The organism is Olsenella sp. oral taxon 809 str. F0356, from assembly GCF_000233535.1.
In the GTDB taxonomy this organism is placed as follows: domain Bacteria; phylum Actinomycetota; class Coriobacteriia; order Coriobacteriales; family Atopobiaceae; genus Olsenella_I; species Olsenella_I phocaeensis.
Genome location: NZ_JH376563.1, coordinates 1 through 20793, shown reverse-complemented (window position 1 = coordinate 20793; position 20793 = coordinate 1). Strand labels below are relative to the sequence as shown.

Here is a 20793-nt window from a genome sequence, read left to right as displayed (position 1 = left end):
GGCGTCCGGGCAGGCGGGCATGGACGGCCTTGGCGCCGCGTCCGGCCTCGTCGCACCCGCGCGCCTCTTCCGCGCCGCGGACGAGTACAAGGACCAGACCTACTTCCTCTGGCGCGTCCCCGGTGAGGTTCTCGCGCACACGCTCTTCCCCATAGGCGGCTATGCCAGCAAGGCGGAGGTACGTGCCGCCTGCGCCGAGCGGGGCCTGGGCGTGGAGGCCAAGCCGGACTCCGACGGCATCTGCTTCGTGGGCGAGGTGGGCATCCGCAGCTTCCTCCTGGACACGCTGGAACGCCGCGCGGGAGACGTCGTGGAATGGGAGACGGGCCGGGTCCTGGGCCGCCATGACGGGGCCTTCCTCTTCACCGTGGGGCAGCGTCGCGGGCTCGACCTGGGCGGGGGGCCTGCCCGCTACGTGGTGTCCACGGACGTGGAGAGGAACGTCGTCTACGTCAGCGCAAGCCTGGACTGCCCCGGGCTCTGGTGCCGGGGCCTGGAGCTCTCTGACGTGCGCTGGATTGCGGGACTCCCGCCTCGAGCTGGTCGCTACCTGCTGCGTACCCGCCACACGGGCGAGCTGGTCGAGGCGCTGGTCACGCCCCGCGAGCCCGATGTGGCACACGACCTCCCCTGGGCCACGGTCGAGTTCGACGAGCCGCGGCGCACGGTTGCGCCCGGACAGAGCGCCGTCGTGTACGACGGGCTGGAGTGCCTGGGGGGCGGCGTGGTCGTCCGCGGTCCGGAGGGCGTGCCGGGCTGGGCTTAGGAGGGGGCGGCGTACGCGCGCGTCTCTCGGCCGTCATGTCCCGTCGCGGTCATGGCTCCCGCCCCGTTCGCGTTGGTTGCCGCCCCTCGTGGCCCTTACCTCCCCGATTGCGCCATCTGGCGTCGTGCATCGGGGAGCGTACGTGCGCTGGGATATGGTTGCGAACACGCACGGACCGCAACGTCGCGCCGGCTGGTGCGACGCGCCTTTTGCATCGTTGGAACTTTGATTAGGAGGAGGAATCGGGTGCTGGGAGCTTACTTCACCCATCTGGCAGACGTGACCGCAGGTTGGAGCGCCGAGGCGGTGTTCTTGCGCATGGCGCTCGCGACATTGGTAGGCGTGGTCATCGGCCTCGAGCGAGAGTACAAGAACAAGGGCGCGGGCATCAAGACCCACGTGCTGGTGTGCCTGGGCTCGGCGATGTCCATGCTCGTGGCCCAGTACGTGCTGGTCACCTTCCCCGACGCACGCGCGGACATGAACCGCATCGGCGCGCAGGTCATCAGTGGCGTGGGCTTCCTGGGCGTGGGCACGATCATGGTCACCGGCCTCAATGAGGTGCGCGGCCTCACCACGGCAGCGGGGCTCTGGGCCTGCGCCTGCATTGGCCTGGCAGCGGGAATCGGGTTCGTGGAGGGCACGCTGATCGCGCTGGTCTTCGTCCTGTTCACCTTCGCGGTGCTGTCGCGCATCGACGCGCGGGTGCGCAGCAAGTCGAAGAACTTCGACATCTACGTCGAGTTCGAGGATCGCAGCGGTGCGAAGAAGATGCTCAAGATGCTGCACTCGTGGGACTGCACCTACAGCGACTTCACCCTGACGCGCGGGGAGTCGGGCGAGAGGGGCATGGCGGCGACGATGTCCATCCACCTCTTCGAGCTGGGCCAGAAGGAGCCGTTCCTCAACTCGATTCAGAACCTGGACTTCGTCAGCTACTGCGACGAGATGTAGGGGAGAGGGGCGCGCGGCGGCCGCGACGGCGTCAGGCGCGTGCGTCTTTGCTGCGACAACGTCCAACGCGTGCGTGTCGACCGCGCGACTACGCTCGGCGCGCATATCTCGCCTGCGACGACGTCCAATGCGTGCGGTACTGCCACGACTACGTCCAACACGTGCGAATTTGTCGCGAGAACGTCCAGCGCGCGCTTCTCGCCCGCGACAACGTCGAACGCGTGCGTTTTTGCCGCGACTACGTCCGACGCGTCTTTTCTCCATCGCTCAACTGGGCAAACGTGACGCGTATAAACGCGTTCGACGTGCTCGCGAGCGGTGGTGACGCGTTGGACGCTGTCGCAGGCATGATGGCCGATCATGTCATCTTGGTAAGTCAGCAGAATTTGAATTTTTGCTGGCTAATCTTTCCGTGAGCTGGGCAAATGCGAATGAGGTCAGCAGAAGAGAAAATAATGCTGACTTGGTACGGAGCGGATGACGGGGCGAGTGGCCGGAAACTCCCAATGCCAGCCGACAGCCGTCCACCATGCCAGCCATCTGACAAGTCACCGAAAGAATGCCGTCCTGCCATTTAGGCAAGTACAATCAAGATGGTTCACAGCGGAGAGGAGGCGTCATGTCCGAGCCACTTTCAAGAGATGAGATCACCCAGATCATCAGGCCAATCCTAAGGCGATATCATGCGAGCGGCGCCGCCCTATTCGGCTCATACGCACGTGGGGAAGCGACGCAAGACTCGGACATTGACCTCATCATCTATGGCGGTCCCGATTTTGATCGTACGGACATCTTCTCCATTGCCGAGGAGCTCTTTGAAACCTCTGGAAAGCGAGTTGACGTCTACGAAGCAAGCGAACTCAATCCGGCCTCCGACTTCTATAGTTCGGTCAAGCATGACGAGGTGCGTGTGGCATGAACGACTCCGACCGCCGGAACCTCGAGCGAGCACTTGAGTTCGCCGATGAGCTCGCAAGTACGCTCGTCGAGCGCGACATCACACGCGAGATCCTGATATCCGATCGCTTTGTTCAGTGGGCAATCACAACGCCGCTGTATAACGTGGGCGAGTTCGTCTCGCACGTCTCCAAAGAACTGCGGGCCTCGCACCCAGAAATCCCGTGGTCCAAGGTCGCGGGCACGAGACATCGCTTGGTACATGACTACGGCGGCACCGATTGGACTATAGTCACGGAGATAGTCTATAGGGACCTGCCCTCCTTCGCGGACCAAATCCGTGGACTGCTGAGATAGCGATTCTTCCAATTGGATGCTTTCTGGCAGCCAGCAATAGGCTGCATATCGACAACGTCCAACGCGTCATCATCGCTCGCGAGCGCGTCGAACGCGTCTGAGAGCCTTGCGTTTGCCCAGTTGAGCGAGGGAGAAAAGACGCGCCGGACGTAGTCGCGGCAAAAACGCACGCGTTCGGCGTAGTCGCGGCAGAGACGCACGCGCCGCCATCGCCGCATCAGCGCCAAGCGCTCCGCCAGCCACTTCGAGCGAGTAGGTATGGAGAGAAAATATCTGTTGCATGCTGGGGGGAGTTCCTCTATAGTAGCTAACGCGCTGCGCGAACCCCCCCATGCGCGGCAGACATATTCGGGCGTTTAGCTCAGGGGGAGAGCGCTTCCCTGACACGGAAGAGGTCACAAGTTCAAATCTTGTAACGCCCACCAGGAAACCGCAGGTCGGAGGCCGAAAACCTCCGGCCTGCTCTTTTGCGTCGGATGGCCGAAACCGCTAAGCACCGCTAGGAGCCGTTGACAACCCTGCCCATGGCGTCGGCGGACTCGCCGAAGGTGCCCTCGTAGGGGTTGAGGTAGTTGGTGTACAGCACGCGGGAGTCGCGCGAGCGGCCCTGCATGGCGTTGATCACCGTGTGGTCCACGCCCGCGCGCTGCATGAGGGTGGAGTAGGTCGCGCGCATGCGGTTGATGCCGACGAAGGGAAGGCCGTGTAGGGCGTGCCCCTCCGCGAAGAGGCGCTTCCATCGCTTGGGGAGGTAGTTCGGGCTCATCCGCCTGCCCTGGCGTCCCACGCAGAGGGGGCCGGTCGCGCCCCGGCACGCCCAGAGCGCGTCCGAGAACGGCTGGGAGACGGGGACGGAGCGGTACCTGCGGTCGTTCTTCGGCTCCTTCATCCCGTCGCGGGAGGTGTACGCCCTGCCTCAATCGGAGGCCGCACCGCGTCTTCTCTGTGCCAAATCCTTCTCCCTTCGATTACGTGCCACCCCTGCTGGGCAGAAACACCAGTAGCGAAACGCGTCACAAGAGGAGAGGAACAAGCCATGGAGTTCAGCGAGGTCATCGCCAAGAGGTATGCCTGCAAGAAGTACGACGGCAGCGCGGTGAGCGATGGGCAGCTGCAGGCCATCCTGGAGGCGGGGCGGCTTGCCCCCACCGCCAAGAACATTCAGGAGCAGCACGTCTACGTCGCGCGTACGGCAGAGGCGCTGCAGAAGATTGACCAGATTACGCCCTGCCGCTACGGCGCGCCGGTCGTCCTGGTCGTGACCAGCAACTCCGGTGCGGCCTTCACCTACCCCGGCGGCTCGCGGAACTCCGCCGAGGAGGACGCTGCCATCGTCGCGACCCACATGATGCTCGCCGCCACCGACGCCGGTCTCGACAGCTGCTGGGTCAACTTCTTTGACCCCCAGAAGGCGGCCGAGGTCCTCGGGTTTCCCGAGGGCGAGGAGGCCGTCATGATGCTTGACCTGGGCCATGCGACCGAGGGTACGGGTCCTCTCGCCAACCACTCGAGCCGCAAGGAGATCTCGCAGACGGTCACGTACCTCTAGGGGTGGTGAGTTTCCTCTTGTACGTATAATATTCGTACAAGAGGAGGAGAGGACCATGGCTACGCTGCCAAAGAGCGCACGCACAAGCAGGCTCGACATGAGGCTTACCCCGACGGAGCGAGAGGAGTTCGAGCTTGCGGCGGCCCTGAAGGACATGACACTCACGCAATGGGCGGTTCAATGCCTGAGGGAGCGTGCTCGCGAGGACGTTGCGGAAGAGACCGAGACGCGCCTGGCCCGCAAGGCCTTCGATGAGTTCAAGAAGGCGCTTGACCTGCCGCTTCCCGACGAGGCACGAGTACTCCTTGGGCAGAAGAGAGTGTGGGAATGAGCCGGTTTCTCCCACCTCGACTGCTTGGTGAGGGTGATGACCTCTCTGCCTTTGAGTGCGGTGAGCCGGTCGTGGACACATGGGTGCGTAGGCGTGCGTTGCGTTCGGTCAGGGCGGGGACGGCTTCCGTTCATGTCGTTACGACCGAAGCCGGAATCATTGCTGGCCTGTATTCGCTGAGTGCTCACTCGGTGTTGCGGGCCGACGTGCAAGGTGGCTGGCTTAGACGCAATGTGCCGGAACAGATTCCAGCGGTTCTTCTGGGCATGCTGGGGGTAGACCGGCGCTTCCAGGGGTTTGGGTTGGGCGGTTCGCTGCTGGCCGACGCGATCGAACGCGCTCTCGTCGTCTCACGTCAGGTTGGGGCACGAGCGGTTCTGGTCGACCCAGCCTCGGAGAAGGCCGGCATGTTTTACAAGCGCTATGGCTTCAAGGTCGTGCCAGGTACGGGGTGGATGTACCTGCCGCTGGGTAGGGGCTGATTTGTCGGTGGTCTCCTTGGCGCGATGTACCGACAAACGGCGTCGATGGCCGTGCCTCTCCCCAAAGACGTGCGTTTGCCGGTGCCTTTTCAGGTGAGAGGTGCCGACAACCGTTATTGGGCACCTGGTGCGGTGCGGGCCATCCCACACGCTGAAGTGAACGCGCCCGGAATTCTCCACGCTCGAGCGCACAATGTCGCCAGCGCCCAACTGGGCAAACGTGCTGGCGCGCGTGCGTATCAGCGTGCTCAGCGAAATTGGCGTGCGTATCAGCGTACTCGGCGGTACTGCGTGTGCGCGTCAGCGTGCGTGACGCAGCCACAGCGTGACGCAGCCGCGGCCGCAGCGTATTGTCCCCGCCGTCGCGCCGGCGGCATGCGCGCCCCTCTCGCCTGTATTATCAGCGTGTTGCGCCCTTGCCGAGAGCTTGCCTGGGCATGCCCACTGCGAGCACAATGCCATACGTGCAAACGCAAAGCTGATCGCCGAGGAGCGCCAGACATGTCCCTCTACCTGCCCGAGCAGTACGACCCCAAGATGAGCGTCCGCCAGACGGAGGATGCCATCAAGTACATCCGCGATACCTTCCAGCGCGAGATGGGCCGCGAGATGAGGCTCTCGCGCGTCTCTGCCCCGCTCTTCGTGGAGAGGAGCTCCGGCCTCAACGACAACCTCAACGGCGTCGAGCGCCCCGTGAGCTTCGACGTGCCCTGGCAGCCGGACGAGACCGTGGAGGTCGTGCAGTCGCTGGCCAAGTGGAAGCGCATGGCGCTGCGCAAGTACGGCTACCAGCCGGGCGAGGGAATCTACGCCAACATGAACGCCGTGCGCCGCGACGAGGAGCTGGACAACCTGCACTCCTGCTACGTGGACCAGTGGGACTGGGAGCGCGTCATCCGCCGCGAGGACCGCAGTGAGGAGACCCTGCGCAACACCGCGTCCGAGGTCTTCCGCATCATCAAGCACATGCAGCACGAGGTCTGGTACAAGTACTCGGACGCCTTCTACCGCCTGCCCGACGAGATGCACTTCGTGGACAGCGAGGAGCTGCTGCAGCGTTATCCCGGCCTCACGCCGCGCGAGCGCGAGGACGCGATCACCCACGAGCTGGGCTGCGTCTTCCTGATGCGCATAGGCGAGAGGCTCTCCAACGGCGAGCCGCATGACGGTCGCGCGCCGGACTACGACGACTGGCAGCTCAACGGCGACATCCTCTTCTGGTACGAGCCCCTGCAGCGCGCGCTCGAGATCTCGAGCATGGGCATCCGCGTTGATGCCGCGGCACTGCGCTCCCAGCTCCAGAAGGCGGGGTGCCCCGAGCGAGCCGAGCTTCCGTACCACCGCGCGGTGCTGGCGGACGAGCTGCCCTTCACCATCGGTGGCGGCATCGGACAGTCCCGCCTGTGCATGCTGCTCTTGGGCCGCGTCCACGTTGGGGAGGTGCAGGCCAGCATCTGGCCTGAGGACATGGTGCGTGCCTGCGAGGAGCACGGGGTGCGGCTGCTCTAGCGTTCTAGCATGGCCGCTCCGGTCATGGCCTCGCACGACCGTCGCGTGCGCCCGCATTCCAGCCAAAGGGCTCGGGCCTCTCCCCTCCGTGCTACGCTCTTCCCGTCACGATGCCGTGGGGACGGCACGGACGTCGTCGGAAGGGGAGTGCCATGCTCGACTTCACCTACTTTGCGCCCACCAAGATTCACTTCGGCCGAGGCCAGATCAGCCACCTGAGCGAGCTGCGCCAGAGCGGCGATCGGGTGCTTCTCTGCTACGGCGGCGGCAGCATCAAGCGCAATGGCATCTACGACGAGGCGCTTCGCGTCCTGGGCGAGGCCGGCATTCAGGTCTTTGAGCTCGATGGCGTCGAGCCCAACCCCCGCATCCAGACGGTGCGACGCGGCGTCGAGCTCTGCCGCTCCAACGGCATCGACATGGTCCTCGCCATCGGTGGGGGCAGCTCCATCGACTGCGCGAAGGTGGTTGCGGCGGGCGCCCGCTACGACGGGGACCCCTGGGACCTGGTCATCCATCCGCAGCTGATCGAGGCCGCGCTGCCCATCTACACCGTGTTGACGCTCTCGGCGACGGGGTCCGAGATGGACGCCTTCGCGGTGATCAGCGACCTCGAGAAGAACGAGAAGTGGGGGACGGCCGGCTCGGCGCTGCTTCCCACGATGTCCGTGCTCGACCCCAGCTATACCTTCTCGGTGCCCGCGCGCCAGACGGCAGCGGGGACGGCGGACATGATGAGCCACACCTTCGAGAACTACTTCCACTTCGAGCCTGGCAGCTTCCTGCAGGAGCGTCTGGCCGAGGGCATCCTCAAGACCTGCATCCACTACGGGCCCATCGCGCTGGCCAAGCCGGACGACTACGAGGCGCGCGCCAACCTCATGTGGGCGTCGAGCCACGCCATCAACGGCCTGGTGAGCGAGGGCTGCTCGCCGGCATGGTGCGTGCATCCCATGGAGCACGAGCTCTCGGCCTTCTATGACATCACGCATGGCGAGGGGCTCGCGATCCTGACGCCCGCCTGGATGGAGCACGTGCTGGACGAGCGCACGGCTCCCGTGTTTGCGCGCTACGGCCGCAACGTCTGGGGCGTGACTGAGGCCGACGACATGGCCGCGTCGCGCGAGGCCATTCGCCTTACGCGCGAGTTCTTCTTCGGGACGATGGGGATGCCCGCGACGCTGCGCGAGGTGGGCATCACGAGCGACGAGCACTTCGCGGTCATGGCCAAGAAGGCGGCGGCTGGCTCCAAGGGCAGCTTCGTGGAGCTGAGCGAGGAGGACGTCGAGCAGATCTACTCTGCCGCCCTCTAGCGGGAGCGAGGGCCAGGCGAGAGGTTCGGGTGAGAGTGACGCTCGTACGTCGTTGGTGGCGGTGCGAGCCGTGGCCGGTTGTGTTACAGCCTCGGCTCGTGCCGCCAGCACGCAGTTGCGCACGCCTCCGGGCCGCTGGCACGCCGCTGCGCACGCCTGTCTGAATCCGCCACGCGCTTGCGCACATCTCCGTAATCCTCCACGCGCTTGTGCACACTCGTCCCCCTCGCCATCTGCGCAAACGCAGGGTCCGCTGTGCGCAAGCGCGTGCTGGGCGAAAAGGGCGTGCGCTTATGCGTGCGCGACGAGGCGCGGAAGGTCTGGCGCGCTCGCTTCAGCTTTAAGGAGGGGAAGGGCTACAAGTACAGGCCCGTTGTCGTTCTGGCGTCTGCTCCCTGACGTCAGTTACGCCATATTAGCAGGTAGATAGGTATATTTGACATTACAGGGCACCCTCGCGGGCACTCGGTCGGTCGGGTTATGATGTGGCCGGAGCGAATTATTCATCGGTTCCGCAGGAGGATGGCATGGAAACGAAGTCCATCGGGGTGGTGGCTCTGCTTGTCGTCTCTCTGGTCTTGGTTGTTTGGGGTGCGTTGCTCGTGTCCGGCAGGGGTCTCAGGTCCATTGCGGGAAACAGGAAGGCGACCGATGAGCAAATCGAGGCCCAGAAGCAAGATGGGCTGGGCCACGCGATTGGCGGCATACTGATTGGGATGGCTGCCATCTGCATGGTAGAGCTCATCGTGATGTACCTCTGATGGCCCATGCCTTTGGAGCGATCATCGATTGCTTGGGTTGACCGCATCGCTTAGATTCCGGTCTCGTACCTGGGGATTGCAGGACGCATCGGCCGACTGAGCGACAGGGATCCCTTGGCGCTCGCTTGCATTCTGAGGAAGATTGCATCGAATGTTCGCTGATGTCTTGCGTGCTGGGCGGTCCATGTGCGGCCGTGCCGCCAGTACGTCGTTGCGCACGCCTCCGGGATCCTCCACGCTAAAGCGCACGCCCGTCCCCCTCGCCATCTGCGCAAACGCAGGGTCCGCCGTGCGCAACAGCGTGCTGGGCGAAAAGGGCGTGCGCAACAGCGTGCTGGGCGAAAAGGGCGTGCGCTTTAGCGTGCTGGATGAAAAACGTGTGCGCATGCGCGTGCGGGATGGGCACTTCGTGCGCTCGTGCGTGCCAAGCGAGAAAGGCACCGCTCATCTCGCTTGAAAGACTTCAAGATAGTACCCAATTTGGGTACTATTCGGGTAAGTACTGCAAAGGAGGTAAAGTATGGCAACTGTGACACCCCCTCATGACGCGGAGATAAAGACACGCGCTCCCCGCAAGGTGCGCGATGGGGCGCGGAAGGTCTACGCGCGCTGGGGCATCAGCCTGAATGACGCGATCAACATGTTCCTGGTCAAGTCGATAGAGGTCGGCGGCCTTCCCTTTGACCTCCGTCCTGAGGCTCCGAGCTTCGAGGAGCTCTCGGCGCTGGCATACAAGGCACAGCTGGACTCATCGGACACCGCCATCCTCCCTGCGGACTGGGACGAGGATGAGTGACTTGAACCTATGCAGATGGGAGGTCTGGCACGCCCGCTTCAACTTTCAGGAAGGGAAGGGTTACAAGTACAGGCCCGTTATCGTGCTGGCGTCTGATGGTAGAGACCAGCTGGTCATGATGGTTACCAGCGCCACCAACAAGCTCCATCTTGAGAATGACTACAAGCTTGTCGACTGGGCACAGGCGGGGTTGGACAAGCCGTCGATTGCTCGGGTGGATCGCATTGCCCAGATTCCTGCCTCGTACCTGGGGACTGCGGGACGCATTGGCCGATTGAGCGAGAAGGATGCCCTGGCGCTTGTCGCCCTCCTGCGGAAGGTCGCGTCGGAGGCGCGCTAATGCCTGCAAGGCAGGTCGGCATGTGTGCGAGCTGTGCCGCCACGCAGTTGCGCACGCCTCCGGCATCCGCCACGCGCTTGCGCACGCTCGCCCCTCTCACCATCTGTGCAAACGCAGGGTCCGCCGTGCGCAACAGCGTGCTGGGCGAAAAGGGCGTGCGCAACAGCGTGCTGGGCGAAAAGGGCGTGCGCAATCGCGTGCCGAGCGAGAGCAGCAGCTCGAGCGACGTCGCGAGCTCAATCTGGCAAAGGGTGCCCCGCACTTCGACGTCCAGGTCTTCGTGCCCGACGACCTGGACGTCATCGGGTTCGGGTAGTCTTTTCCCAACGCGAACCGAAGGGACGTCACATATGAACATGCAGGAGGCCATGGCCGCGCGCCACACGGTGAGGAAGTTCGACGGACGACCGCTCGACGACCAGAAGCTTGCCGCCCTCGAGGGGCGCGTCGAGCTCCTCAACCACGAGCATGGCACCCACATGGTGCTCGTCCACGACGACGGCCACGCCTTTGGCGCGCTGCTCCGCATGACGCTCGCCCGCGGCGTGCGTGACTACGTCGCCCTCATGGGTCCCGAGGACGGCTCGCTCGACGAGACCCTGGGCTGGTGCAGCTCGGACCTCATGCTCCATGCCCAGATCCTGGGCCTGAACAGTTGGTGGGTGGGCGGGACCTTCAGCCGCGGCGGCGCGTCGCGTGCGGCGGGCATGGCCCAAGGCGAGAAGCTCGTGGGCATCGTCTGCGTGGGCCACGGCCTCGAGCAGGGGAGGCCCCATCGCTCCAAGCGGGTGGACCAGGTGAGCTCCTACGCAGGCGAGGAGCCCGAGTGGTTCAGGGCGGGCGTCGAGGCGGCCCTCCTTGCCCCCACTGCCATCAACCGTCAGGCGTTCATGTTGGAGGGCTCGGGTCACACGGTGCATGCGAGCTATGCGCCCGGGGCGCTCGCCGGCGTCGACCTGGGCATCGTGAGGCATCACTTCGAGTTGGGTGCAGGCAGGGAGAACTTCGACTGGGCGTAGGCCCGTGCTGCCCGTACCTCTTGCCATGTGACAATGTTGAGTCGCGCTGTCCTGGTGATTGACCGCAGACTTTTGCGGTACACTCAATCCGCAGAACTTTGCGGATTGGATTGAGGATGAAACAGATTCACATTCCGAGACAAATGGGGCAGGCGGTCCGTACGAAGAGGCTCGAGCTTGGGCTGACACAGCGGGAGCTTGCGGGCAAGGCTGGGGTGTCCGAACGGCTTGTGCTCTCCCTTGAGCAGGGGGAGGCGACGGGCATCCGGCTCGACAAGCTCCTGGGGATCCTGGGCTCCCTTGGGCTCTCACTGTACGTTGGTGGCGGCTTGAGCGCCGCGACGGCTGTGCATCAGTCATCTGCTTCGCCTCTGGCATCCGACAAAGGTCCAACAAAATCTTATGAAGAGACCTACGCGGACTTTGTTGCCGAGTCCCTCTCCGATGCGTACGACTGGGAGGGATAAGGATGTCCCGACAGCTCGTCGCGATAATGGGAACCCGTATAGCCTAGGGACTGGCGATTGTCCTACGCTACCTCGTGGATGCGCGCTCCCGGGCGGCGTTCACGAAGCCCTCGATCAGTCTCCTCTGGTGCCAGTCGCTGGCAAACATGAGCTCCGGGTGCCACTGGACCGCCCACACGTAGCTCTTCCGGGGCATCCACACGGCCTCGACGAGCCCGTCGTCCGACCAGGCCATGGGCTCAATTCCCGGCGCGAGCTCGCGCAGGGCCTGGTGGTGCTTGCTGTTGACGCCTATGGACGGCTCCCCGTCGAGCAGCCTGCCAAGAGGGCTTCCCTCGACGATGCTCACGTCGTGCCACGGCGCGTCGAAGGGCGGGTCCATGCGGTGGGTGTGGCTCTGCGGGCACTGCGTGGGGATGTCCTGGACGAGGTTGCCGCCCAGCGCGACGTTGATGACCTGGATGCCACGGCAGATGCCCAGGACGGGAAGGTCGCGGTCGATGGCGCGGGGGACCAGCATCATCTGCAGGGCGTCGAGCTCCCTCTGGGGCTCATCCACCTGGGGCAGTGGGCTCTCTCCGTACAGATGGGGATCGACGTCGTAGCCGCCGGTGAGCAGGATGCCGTCCACGTGACCCAGGATCTGGTCGATGTCGGTCACGTCGTTGGTGTAGGGAAGCATGACGGGAATCGCCCCACAGGCAGTCAGCGCCTCGAAGTAGCCGGGACGGATCACCGTCTCGTCCGTGTCGGGGTTGGTAAGGGGGGTCACTCCTATGATTGGCTTCATGCTCGCATCCTCGTTCGTTTGGCAACCTATTGAGCATAGACCACAATTGCACGCATGGCAGGCAATTGACAAAGTCGAAAGACCGTTGCCGAGCGGTCGTGGCTTGGCTAGGGTGGGCGTGACAAACGTGACGCCGGACGGTCGACATGGGTCGTCCGTATGGGCGAGAGGAACGGGAGGATCCCATGGAAGGCGAAGGCCAGACGAACGACCGCGTCGAACGGGAGGGCGGCGTGGCAGGGCTTGACGACCATGAGCGTCGTGTGACCCAGGCGGGAAACCCCGCCCGCCCCGAGGGCAGCTTCGGCGCCCAGATGCTGCGGCGCATGAACCAGAGCCATGAGGGCCTCACCAACTGGGCACTCGACTTCCTGTCCTTCGCCCCGGGCGACCAGGCCCTGGACGTGGGCTGCGGTGGAGGGGCAACCATGGGCCGCCTGGGACGGCGCATCGCCGCGGCGGGCGACGGTACCCTGCGCGGGCACGTCACGGGCCTCGACTACTCCGAGGTCTCGTGCGAGCAGTCCCGCCTGGCCAACGCCGAGGCCATCGCAGAGGGCAGGATGGACGTGGTCTGCGCGTCGGTTGCCGAGCTACCCTTCGCGGACGCGAGCTTCGACGTGGTGACCACGGTGGAGAGCTTCTACTTCTGGCCCGACCCCGAGGCGAACCTGCGCGAGGTGGCGCGCGTCATCCGTCCCGTGGGCCGCTTCCTCCTGGTGGCGGACGTGTACCTGCGGGAGGGGCTCGATTCCGACACCCTGGCCAACATCCGCAGGTACGACCTGACGGTCCTCTCGCCCGAGGGATACGAGGAGCTCGTGCTGAGGGCGGGGTTCGCCTCCTGCCGCTGTCACCTGAGCGACGAGGGCTGGATCGCGGTGGATGCCGTGCGCTAGGTGCGAGCCCCTGGCGGGGCGCCGACATGGTTGACTGACGCCAAGGCGGTGGGTCCCGACGGGCCCGCCGCCTCTTCCATGGCGACCGCCCCGCCTGCCTTCCGCGCGAGCCTGGGCGCCGCCTGCAAAATGCCCGTCTTTCTCAGCTGATCTATTGGTATTATCTGGTATACCTTAGGCATACAAAGTAATACCAACGTAGCAGCAAAACGCAGCAGAAGGCAGCCCGCAGAGGTGGACATGAAGGAAAAGCTGACGCCCGTGGTGGCCAAGGTCCTTCCCGACGAGAAGGAGCGCTTCTTCGAGGCGACCGAGCAGATCGGGACCACGCCGTCAAACGCGATCCGGATGTTCATCTCGGCGTTCAACCGAGCCGGTACGTTTCCGTTCGAGATAGTTGCCCCGAAGGCGGGGGATGGGGGGATCGCCGATGCGCGCGGAGATACGGTGGCGCTTTCTTAGGGCGTCCATCCTGCTTGCGAGGGTCCTTCCCTGTACGATGACCTCGCGCATGCGCAGCGCCTACGTCTCGAACTCCCTCCGCTGCATGTGGCACTAGCCAGACGCGCCTGGCCATGACTTGGGTCCAGAGGCGCCTGGCCTCTGGCGCGCCTGTCGTCTGGATTCCAAAATGGGTCCTCTTCCTCCTTGCGTGCATGCCAAGCATGCTCTAAAATGCTCCTCGATTCAGCAGGTTTGTTACTCCTCGGAGGCATCACTTGCGCAGGCGTCGGGCCCCATGGCCCGCCTGTCGCTGTGCCGTTCCAGGGAGTATTTTTATGTTTATCGTCAGCAAGATAAACAACAACGCGGCCATCGCGCTGGACGACAACGGGCGCAAGCTCGTGGTCTTCGGTCGCGGTATCGGCTTCCCCAAGACCCCCTACGAGCTCAAAGACCCCGCGCAGATCGAGCGCGCCTTCTACGGCATCGACAAGAGCCTGCTGCCCCTGCTGGTCTCGCTCTCGGACAAGGTGCTCGAGGCATCTGTCGAGATCGTCGAGCTCGCGGGCAGCCGCTTCGGCGAGCTCAATCCCAACCTGGTCCTGACCCTGGCCGATCACCCGCAGTTCGCCATCAGCCGCGAGGAGGGCGGGATCCATCTGGAGAATCCCCTCTCCACGCAGATCGGCATCGTGTACCCGCGGGAGGTCGAGGTCGGCTGGACGGGCCTGGACGTCTGCGAGCGCTGCTGTGGCATCCGCCTGCCGGACTCCGAGGCGTACACCATCGCCGTCCACATCGTCAGCGCCGAGATGGACCAGACCTCCGGGGCGAGCGGCATGCACCTGGTCATGGAGAGCACCGAGCTCATCGAGGAGATCGTCTCCATCGTGGAGTCCTTCGCGGGCGGGGTGCTGGACCACAGGTGCTACGCCTACACCCGCTTCATCACGCACCTGCGCTACCTGGTCTCGGTCCTCCTGGGCAGCGTGGAGCCGACCGAGGGCGGAATCGACACCGACGAGATGCTGGCCATGATCCGCAGGTCATATCCCGCCGCCTACGCCTGCACCGACCGCATAGTCGAACACCTCCGACGCCGCTGCTCCTGGGAGTGCACGAGCGAGCAGCGCCTCTACCTGGCCATGCACGTCAACCAATTCCTCAAGGCCAAATAGCCGCGCCCCAGTCAAGACGTGCGGCCACGGTCCCGAAGACGGCCCCACAAACCCCAGAGAAAGGGAGTACGGATGGATCCAGCAAAGAGCGCGGCAGAAATCCTCGAGGCGGTGGGAGGCAAGGAGAACATCTCTGACGTCTCGCACTGCTTCACTAGGCTCAGGCTCGTCCTCAAGGACGAGGGCAAGGTCGACCAGAAGAGGGTCGAGCAGACCGAGGGCGTAATCCAGGTGGTCAAGGCCCAGGGCCAGTTCCAGGTCGTCCTGGGGGCCAAGGTCGAGAAGGTCTACGACGCGCTCCTGCCCATGGCGGGCATCGAGGGCACCGGCCTCGTCGACGCCGAGACCGGCAAGCCCGTCGCCGACGAGCCCAAGGGCAAGCTGGGCGACCGCATCCTGCAGACCGTCGCCAAGATGTTCACCCCGCTTATTCCCGCCATCGCCGCGGCCGGCCTGATCAAGGGCCTGCTCACCGCCGCGAAGCTCATCTTCGCGCGCCAGGGCATCGACATCGCGACTTCCGATACCTACGTGCTCCTCTATGCCGCGAGCCAGATCATCTTCTACTTCATGCCCGTCTTCCTGGGCTACACCGCGGCCAAGGCGCTCAAGTGCAACGAGATCATCGCCATGGTGCTGGGTGGCTTCCTCTGCTACCCGCAGGTCGACGCCCTGATTCAGGACACCTCCACGGCGACGGCCATCTTCGGCCTGCCCGTGGTCAAGGCGGCCTGGACCATCGGTGAGTCAACTAAGGTCTTCAGCTACACCGAGTCGGTCATCCCCATCCTGCTGGCCGTGCTCGTCCTCATGTACGTCGAGCGCTTCCTCAAGAAGTACGTCCCCGAGATCCTACAGATCATCGTGGTCCCCGGCGTCTCCCTCATCGTCATGCTGCCCCTCACCCTCTGCCTCCTCGGGCCCGTGGGCATCGTCATCGGCAACGTGATCCAGGTCGTCTACTACGCCCTCATGAACTTCAACGCCCTGCTCGGCGGTGCCGTGGTCGGCGGCCTTTGGGGCGTGCTCGTCATCTTCGGCGCCCACCGCGCCCTGCTTCCCGTGGGCCTCAACGACGTCGCCGTGAGCGGCAGGCAGAACCTGCTCGCCTTTGCCGGCGCTGCCAACTTTGCCCAGGGCGGAGCCGCCCTCGGCGTCATGCTCAAGACCAAGAACGAGCAGCTCAAGGGCGTCTCTGCCTCTGCGGTCATCTCGGCCGTGCTCGTCGGCATCACCGAGCCCGCCATCTACGGCTGCAACCTGCGCTTCAAGAGGCCCATGGTCTGCGCCATCGTCGCCGGTGCGATCGGCGGCGCCATCATGGGCGCGGGCGGGGTCTACGGCGACGCCTTCGCCAACAACGGCGTCCTGACCATCTTCACCTACGCCGCCTTCGGCATGACCCCGTTCGTCTTCTACCTGGTGGGCTGCCTGGTCGCCTTCGTGGGCGCCTGCGTCGCCACCTACGTGGTGGGCTTCGAGGACCTTCCCGCGACCATGGGCGAGAAGGCTCCCAAGGCCTCCGCGGCCGTCAAGGCGTAGCCGGAGCACGGGAGAGGAGAACGCAATGCCTGTTAGCTTCCCCAAGGACTTCAGGTGGGGCGCCTCGTCCTCGGCCTTCCAGATCGAGGGAGGCTGGGACGAGGGCGGCAAGGGCCCGAGCGTCGCGGACCACAACGCCTTCAAGCGCTCCGACCGCCAGGCCGACACCAAGGTCGCCAGCGACCTCTACCACCGCTGGCGCGGCGACGTCGCGCTCATGAAGGAGCTCGGCCTGGGCATGTATCGCTTCTCCATCGCCTGGACGCGCATCGTTCCCGACGGCGACGGCGAGGTGAGCGAGGAGGGCGTCGCCTTCTACGACGCGCTCATCGACGAGCTGCTCGCCGCGGGGATCGAGCCCTGGGTGACCCTGTACCACTTCGACCTGCCCTGGGCGCTCGTGGAGCGCTACGGCGGCTGGGCCGACCGACGCTGCGTCGACGCCTTCGATCGCTATGCCCGGATCTGCTTCGAGCGCTTCGGAGACCGCGTCAAGCACTGGCAGACCATCAACGAGCAGAACCTCATGGTCCGCGTGGACGAGCGCATGAACATCACGGTGTCTGACCCGCTCGAGGCCGACCGCCTGCGCGCCCAGATGGACTACCACATGTCGCTGGCGCACGCCCGTGCGACGATGTCCTGCCACGAGCTGGTTGAGGGCGGCCAGGTGGGTCCCGCCATCTCGTCCACCTGCACCTACCCGCTCACCCCCAAGCCGGAGGACGTCTGGGCGGCGCGCAGCAACGACTACCTAAAGACCCTATACAACCTGGACATGTGCCAGTACGGTGCCTACTCCGGCTTCTACATGGACTATCTCGAGAAGCGCGGCATCGTGCCCGTCATGCTCCCCGAGGATGCGGAGACCCTGCGCCATGGCAAGATGGACTACCTGGCGCTGAACTACTACCGCACCCTCTGCGCGAGCTACCTCCCCGTCGACGACGAGCACCCCCTGGGGTCTCGCGCCTTCCGGGGCAACGAGGTGGACTTCGACCAGTACGGCTGGTGCCGCGACGAGAGGAACCCCTCCCTCGAGGCCAGCGAGTACGGTGCCCAGATCGACCCCATGGGCCTGCGCATCGTGCTCGACGAGTACTACGCATGCTACCGCGTGCCCATTATCATCACCGAGAACGGCCTGGGGGCTCCCGACGAGCTCACGGCCGACGGGCGCGTGCACGACAACTATCGCATCGACTACCTGCGCGCCCACGTGGGGGCCTGTCGCGACGCGATGCGCGACGGCGTCGAGCTCATGGGCTACTCGCCCTGGTCCGTCATGGACCTCCTGAGCTCGCACCAGGGCTTCCGCAAGCGCTACGGCTTCATCTACGTGGACCGTGGCGAGCACGACCTGCGGAGCCTCGAGCGCGTCCGCAAGGACAGCTTCTTCTGGTACCAGAACGTGATTAGGACCAACGGGGCCGAGCTCTAGTCGGGCCAGGCACACGTTCCAAGAGGGGAGAGCCGCTTCGGCCAAGGCCGCGGCGACTCTCCCCTCTGCGTGGTTCTCCCCTTGCCCTGCCAGCAGGGCGGGCAACGAAGGGCGGGGCGGCCCGAAACCGGACCGCCCCGCCTGACGTGCAGCCTGTCTTGCGGGCGCTACTGGATCTGGGACACCATGGCCATGTTGGTCGAGGTGATGTAGTCACCCTGGGAGGGCGAGGTCTGGGGGTCGCCGGCGGTGATGACCACCAGGTCGCCCTTCTCGACCAGGCCCTGCTCCTTGGCCACGGTCAGGGCGTTGTAGCAGGTGGCCGAGAGCGAGCCCTGCTCGGTGGTCTTGTAGGCGTGGACGCCCCACTGGAAGCAGGTCTTGCGGATGGCGTGGTTCGAGGGCGACATCGCATAGATCGGCAGCTTGGGACGGAAGTTGGAGATCAGGCGCGCGGTGCGGCCGGAGTGCGTGGGGCAGATGATGCACTTGGCTTTGACGCGGTCCGCGATCTCGACCGCGGCCAGGCCGATGGAGGCGTTGACGTTGCGCAGGCCGCCGCGGTCGTGGAAGTTGTGGTGCTCGAGCAGGTAGCGCTCGGTCTCCTTGCAGATCGAGGCCATGGTCTTGACGGCCTCGATGGGGTACTTGCCGGCAGCGGTCTCGCCCGAGAGCATGACGCAGTCGGTGCCGTCGTAGACCGCGTTGGCGACGTCGTTGACCTCGGCGCGGGTGGGACGGGGGTTGCGGATCATGGAGTCCAGCATCTGCGTGGCGGTGATGACGGGCTTGTAGGCGTCGTTGCACTTCTGGATGATGGTCTTCTGGATATGAGGGACCTGCGCCGCGGGAATCTCGACGCCCAGGTCGCCGCGGGCGACCATGATGCCGTCGGAGACGGCCAGGATCTCGTCGAAGTTCTTGACGCCCATGGCGCTCTCGATCTTCGGGAAGATGTAGACGTTGCGCATGCCGCTCTCGGCGCAGATCTGGCGAATCTCCTCGACGGCGCCGGCGTTGCGGATGAAGGACGCGGCGATGGCGTCGATGCCCAGCTCGCAGCCAAACATGATGTCGGCGCGGTCCTGCTCGGTGACGGAGGGGAGGCCGACCTCGACGTTGGGCACGTTGACGCCCTTGTGCTCGCCCAGCTCGCCGCCATTGGTGACCTTGCAGTACATGTCCTCGCCCACGACGTGGTCGACCTCCAGGCCGATGAGGCCGTCGTCGATCAGGATGGTGGAGCCCTTCTCCACCTCGTGGGGGAGCTCGGCGTAGTCGAGCGAGAAGCGCTCGGCCGTGCCCTCGATGGAGGTGTCGGTGGTCACGATGACGTCGTCGCCGGTGTTGAGGGTGACCTTCTGGCCGTCCTTGAGCAGGCCGGTGCGGATCTCGGGGCCCTTGGTGTCGAGCATGATGGCCACGGGGATGGACAGCTCGCTCGAGATGCGGCGGACGCGCTCGATGTTGTTGCGGTGGTAGTCGTGGCTGCCGTGGCTGAAGTTGAAGCGGGCCACGTTCATGCCGTTCTTGATGAGCTCGGTCAGGACTTCGTCGCTCTCGGTCGCAGGGCCCATGGTGCAGACGATCTTGGTTCTCTTGGCAGGCATGTTCTTTCCTTTCGGTCTTCCTATGTGACTCAGGCTGGCCCAAAAGGGGACCAGCCTGATTTTGGCGTCCAAAAAATCTTGCAGCCGATGATTATAGGACGTTCGTGGATGACTTATTGACAAACGGGAGCATTTGCTAACAAACGACGCTGCGCTCCACAAAATCGGTACCGTTGGCGAAGGCGCGGGCGTTCTGGAGCGTGACCTCGGCTATCTGGCCCAGCGCCTCCTTGGTGAAGAAGGCCTGGTGGGAGGTCATGACCACGTTGGGGAAGGAGCAGAGGCGGGCGGTGATGGAGGAGCCCAGGATCTGGTCCTCGCGGTCCTGGTAGACGTTGGCGTTCTCCTCCTCGTAGACGTCGAGGCCGGCGGCGCCGATCTTGCCCGACCTGATGCCGCGGATGAGCGCGTTGGAGTCGACCAGGCCGCCGCGGCCCGTGTTGACGAAGATGACGCCGTCCTTCATCTTGGCGATGCTCTCGTCGTTGATCATGTGGTAGCTGTCCTCGTTGAGGAAGGCGTGGAGCGAGATGAGATCGGCGCGGGCGTACAGCGTGTCGTAGTCCACGTACTCGTCGATGATGTGCTCGTCGTCGACGAGGCTCTGGTTGGGATAGAGGTCGGAGCCCAGGACGGTCATGCCGAAGCCCTTGCAGATGCGGCAGAGCGCGGCGCCGATGCGGCCGGTCCCGATGATGCCCGCGGTCTTGCCGTGCAGCGTCACGCCCACGAGCCCCTCGAGCGAGAAGTTGTTCTCGCGCACGCGGATGTAGCCCTTGTGGATGCGGCGGTTGGCGGTGAGGGCGAGGCCCATGGCATGCTCGGCGATGGCCTCGGGCGAGTAGGCGGGGACGCGCGTGACCTTCATGCCCAGGGACTTGGCGAAGTCCACGTTGACGGCGTCGAAGCCGGCGCAGCGCATGAGCACGAGTCCCACTCCCAGGCCGCGCAGGACCTCGAGGGTCATGGCGCCGACGTTGGCGTTGACGAAGGCGCAGACGGCGTCGTAGCCCTGGGCAAGGGTGGCGGTGAGCGGGGTGAGGTTGGTCTCGGTGAAGTCGACCTTGAGCTCCGGGTAGTTGGGGAGGATCGAGTTGAACGAGGACTTGTCGTAGCTCTTGGTGCCGAAGACGAGAACGTTCATGTGACGATTCCTTTCTCTGGGAGCCGCAGCCCCGATCCAAGTACGCCCTGACGTCTTGATTCTAGCGCAGGTGAGGGTCCTGAGGCGCAGGTCGCCGCTCGCCCGTCGGGTCGCGGGGAGAGCGGGTGGGGGTCGGCGGAGCCGCGCGCGGCGGGCGAGGGGCGACAATCGGCGGAGTCGCGCGCGAAGTCGGCGGGCGCGCGC

The 20793-nt window shown here is 64.8% G+C and carries 24 protein-coding genes and 1 tRNA gene; 21 read left to right on the top strand and 4 right to left on the bottom strand.

All coding sequences use genetic code 11. From position 1 onward, the window contains the following. The first annotated feature begins 19 nt into the window (after positions 1–19). The 5 genes from HMPREF1008_RS10930 to HMPREF1008_RS00110 all read left to right on the top strand — a co-directional run bounded on the left by HMPREF1008_RS10930 (position 20) and on the right by HMPREF1008_RS00110 (position 3399). Complete coding sequence (locus tag HMPREF1008_RS10930; RefSeq protein WP_009277814.1) at positions 20–766, top strand: tRNA-specific 2-thiouridylase; 747 nt, start codon at positions 20–22, stop codon at positions 764–766. A 246-nt stretch (positions 767–1012) separates the two neighbouring features. Beyond that, positions 1013–1720, top strand: coding sequence for an MgtC/SapB family protein (locus HMPREF1008_RS00125; protein ID WP_009277813.1), 708 nt, complete (start codon positions 1013–1015; stop codon positions 1718–1720). Positions 1721–2339: 619 nt separating this feature from the next. Further along, positions 2340–2639 (top strand): nucleotidyltransferase family protein, encoded by a 300-nt coding sequence (locus HMPREF1008_RS00120; protein ID WP_009277812.1) that lies wholly within the window; start codon positions 2340–2342, stop codon positions 2637–2639. Beyond that, positions 2636–2974 carry a DUF86 domain-containing protein gene (locus HMPREF1008_RS00115; protein WP_009277811.1) on the top strand — a complete coding sequence of 113 codons (339 nt, stop codon included), beginning with the start codon at positions 2636–2638 and terminating at the stop codon, positions 2972–2974. The genes HMPREF1008_RS00120 and HMPREF1008_RS00115 overlap by 4 nt, the downstream gene beginning before the upstream one ends. A 350-nt stretch (positions 2975–3324) precedes the next feature. Then, positions 3325–3399 (top strand) — tRNA-Val (locus tag HMPREF1008_RS00110). Positions 3400–3473: 74 nt separating this feature from the next. Here the strand turns inward: HMPREF1008_RS00110 and HMPREF1008_RS00105 are convergent. Next, positions 3474–3863 (bottom strand): hypothetical protein, encoded by a 390-nt coding sequence (locus tag HMPREF1008_RS00105; protein ID WP_009277810.1) that lies wholly within the window; start codon positions 3861–3863, stop codon positions 3474–3476. Positions 3864–4010: 147 nt separating this feature from the next. On the opposite strand from HMPREF1008_RS00105, the gene HMPREF1008_RS00100 reads away from it, so the two are divergent. From HMPREF1008_RS00100 to HMPREF1008_RS09705, 11 genes are all read left to right on the top strand, one after another. Then, entirely contained in the window at positions 4011–4523 is a 513-nt protein-coding gene (locus HMPREF1008_RS00100; protein ID WP_009277809.1) for a nitroreductase family protein, read from the top strand. Positions 4524–4578: 55 nt separating this feature from the next. Continuing rightward, entirely contained in the window at positions 4579–4854 is a 276-nt protein-coding gene (locus HMPREF1008_RS00095; protein ID WP_009277808.1) for a DUF1778 domain-containing protein, read from the top strand. Continuing rightward, on the top strand, positions 4851–5336 hold the full coding sequence (locus tag HMPREF1008_RS00090; protein WP_040656632.1) for a GNAT family N-acetyltransferase: 486 nt from the start codon (positions 4851–4853) through the stop codon (positions 5334–5336). Before HMPREF1008_RS00095 ends, HMPREF1008_RS00090 begins: the two co-directional genes overlap by 4 nt. 501 nt (positions 5337–5837) lie before the next feature. Beyond that, positions 5838–6845 (top strand): aspartate--ammonia ligase, encoded by a 1008-nt coding sequence (asnA, locus tag HMPREF1008_RS00085; RefSeq protein WP_009277807.1) that lies wholly within the window; start codon positions 5838–5840, stop codon positions 6843–6845. A gap of 152 nt (positions 6846–6997) precedes the next feature. After that, positions 6998–8158, top strand: a complete 1161-nt coding sequence (locus tag HMPREF1008_RS00080) for an iron-containing alcohol dehydrogenase (protein WP_009277806.1) — start codon at positions 6998–7000, stop codon at positions 8156–8158. A gap of 527 nt (positions 8159–8685) precedes the next feature. Continuing rightward, positions 8686–8919 carry a hypothetical protein gene (locus HMPREF1008_RS00075; protein WP_009277805.1) on the top strand — a complete coding sequence of 78 codons (234 nt, stop codon included), beginning with the start codon at positions 8686–8688 and terminating at the stop codon, positions 8917–8919. 289 nt (positions 8920–9208) lie between these two features. Continuing rightward, positions 9209–9376 carry a hypothetical protein gene (locus HMPREF1008_RS10325; protein WP_009277804.1) on the top strand — a complete coding sequence of 56 codons (168 nt, stop codon included), beginning with the start codon at positions 9209–9211 and terminating at the stop codon, positions 9374–9376. A 63-nt stretch (positions 9377–9439) separates the two neighbouring features. Further along, positions 9440–9715, top strand: a complete 276-nt coding sequence (locus tag HMPREF1008_RS00065; RefSeq protein WP_009277803.1) for a type II toxin-antitoxin system RelB/DinJ family antitoxin — start codon at positions 9440–9442, stop codon at positions 9713–9715. Beyond that, positions 9708–10055, top strand: coding sequence for a type II toxin-antitoxin system PemK/MazF family toxin (locus tag HMPREF1008_RS00060; RefSeq protein ID WP_009277802.1), 348 nt, complete (start codon positions 9708–9710; stop codon positions 10053–10055). Before HMPREF1008_RS00065 ends, HMPREF1008_RS00060 begins: the two co-directional genes overlap by 8 nt. A 350-nt stretch (positions 10056–10405) precedes the next feature. After that, complete coding sequence (locus HMPREF1008_RS00055; RefSeq protein ID WP_040656628.1) at positions 10406–11074, top strand: nitroreductase family protein; 669 nt, start codon at positions 10406–10408, stop codon at positions 11072–11074. A 143-nt stretch (positions 11075–11217) separates the two neighbouring features. After that, positions 11218–11541 (top strand): helix-turn-helix domain-containing protein, encoded by a 324-nt coding sequence (locus HMPREF1008_RS09705; RefSeq protein WP_050796566.1) that lies wholly within the window; start codon positions 11218–11220, stop codon positions 11539–11541. 67 nt (positions 11542–11608) lie between these two features. Here the strand turns inward: HMPREF1008_RS09705 and HMPREF1008_RS00045 are convergent, their stop codons facing one another. Further along, on the bottom strand, positions 11609–12331 hold the full coding sequence (locus tag HMPREF1008_RS00045) for a gamma-glutamyl-gamma-aminobutyrate hydrolase family protein (protein WP_009277799.1): 723 nt from the start codon (positions 12329–12331) through the stop codon (positions 11609–11611). A 185-nt stretch (positions 12332–12516) separates the two neighbouring features. Between HMPREF1008_RS00045 and HMPREF1008_RS00040 the strand changes: the two genes are divergently transcribed. The 5 genes from HMPREF1008_RS00040 to HMPREF1008_RS00015 all read left to right on the top strand — a co-directional run bounded on the left by HMPREF1008_RS00040 (position 12517) and on the right by HMPREF1008_RS00015 (position 17835). Then, on the top strand, positions 12517–13230 hold the full coding sequence (locus tag HMPREF1008_RS00040; RefSeq protein WP_009277798.1) for a class I SAM-dependent methyltransferase: 714 nt from the start codon (positions 12517–12519) through the stop codon (positions 13228–13230). Between the two features lie 240 nt (positions 13231–13470). Next, positions 13471–13692, top strand: coding sequence for a type II toxin-antitoxin system RelB/DinJ family antitoxin (locus HMPREF1008_RS00030; RefSeq protein WP_009277797.1), 222 nt, complete (start codon positions 13471–13473; stop codon positions 13690–13692). A 317-nt stretch (positions 13693–14009) separates the two neighbouring features. Continuing rightward, a complete protein-coding gene (locus tag HMPREF1008_RS00025; protein ID WP_009277795.1) occupies positions 14010–14852 on the top strand; it encodes a PRD domain-containing protein in 843 nt (280 codons plus the stop codon). A gap of 72 nt (positions 14853–14924) precedes the next feature. Beyond that, the gene (locus HMPREF1008_RS00020) at positions 14925–16394 is read left to right on the top strand and encodes a PTS transporter subunit EIIC (protein ID WP_009277794.1); all 1470 of its coding nucleotides are present in this window, start codon (positions 14925–14927) and stop codon (positions 16392–16394) included. A gap of 25 nt (positions 16395–16419) precedes the next feature. Next, positions 16420–17835, top strand: a complete 1416-nt coding sequence (locus HMPREF1008_RS00015; protein WP_009277793.1) for a glycoside hydrolase family 1 protein — start codon at positions 16420–16422, stop codon at positions 17833–17835. Positions 17836–18002: 167 nt separating this feature from the next. Here HMPREF1008_RS00015 and pyk read toward each other — a convergent pair whose 3' ends face one another. Further along, the gene (pyk, locus tag HMPREF1008_RS00010; RefSeq protein WP_009277792.1) at positions 18003–19445 is read right to left on the bottom strand and encodes a pyruvate kinase; all 1443 of its coding nucleotides are present in this window, start codon (positions 19443–19445) and stop codon (positions 18003–18005) included. 136 nt (positions 19446–19581) lie between these two features. Continuing rightward, positions 19582–20589: a 2-hydroxyacid dehydrogenase gene (locus HMPREF1008_RS00005; RefSeq protein ID WP_009277791.1), complete on the bottom strand. Its 1008-nt coding sequence runs from the start codon at positions 20587–20589 to the stop codon at positions 19582–19584. Between the last annotated feature and the right edge of the window lie 204 nt (positions 20590–20793).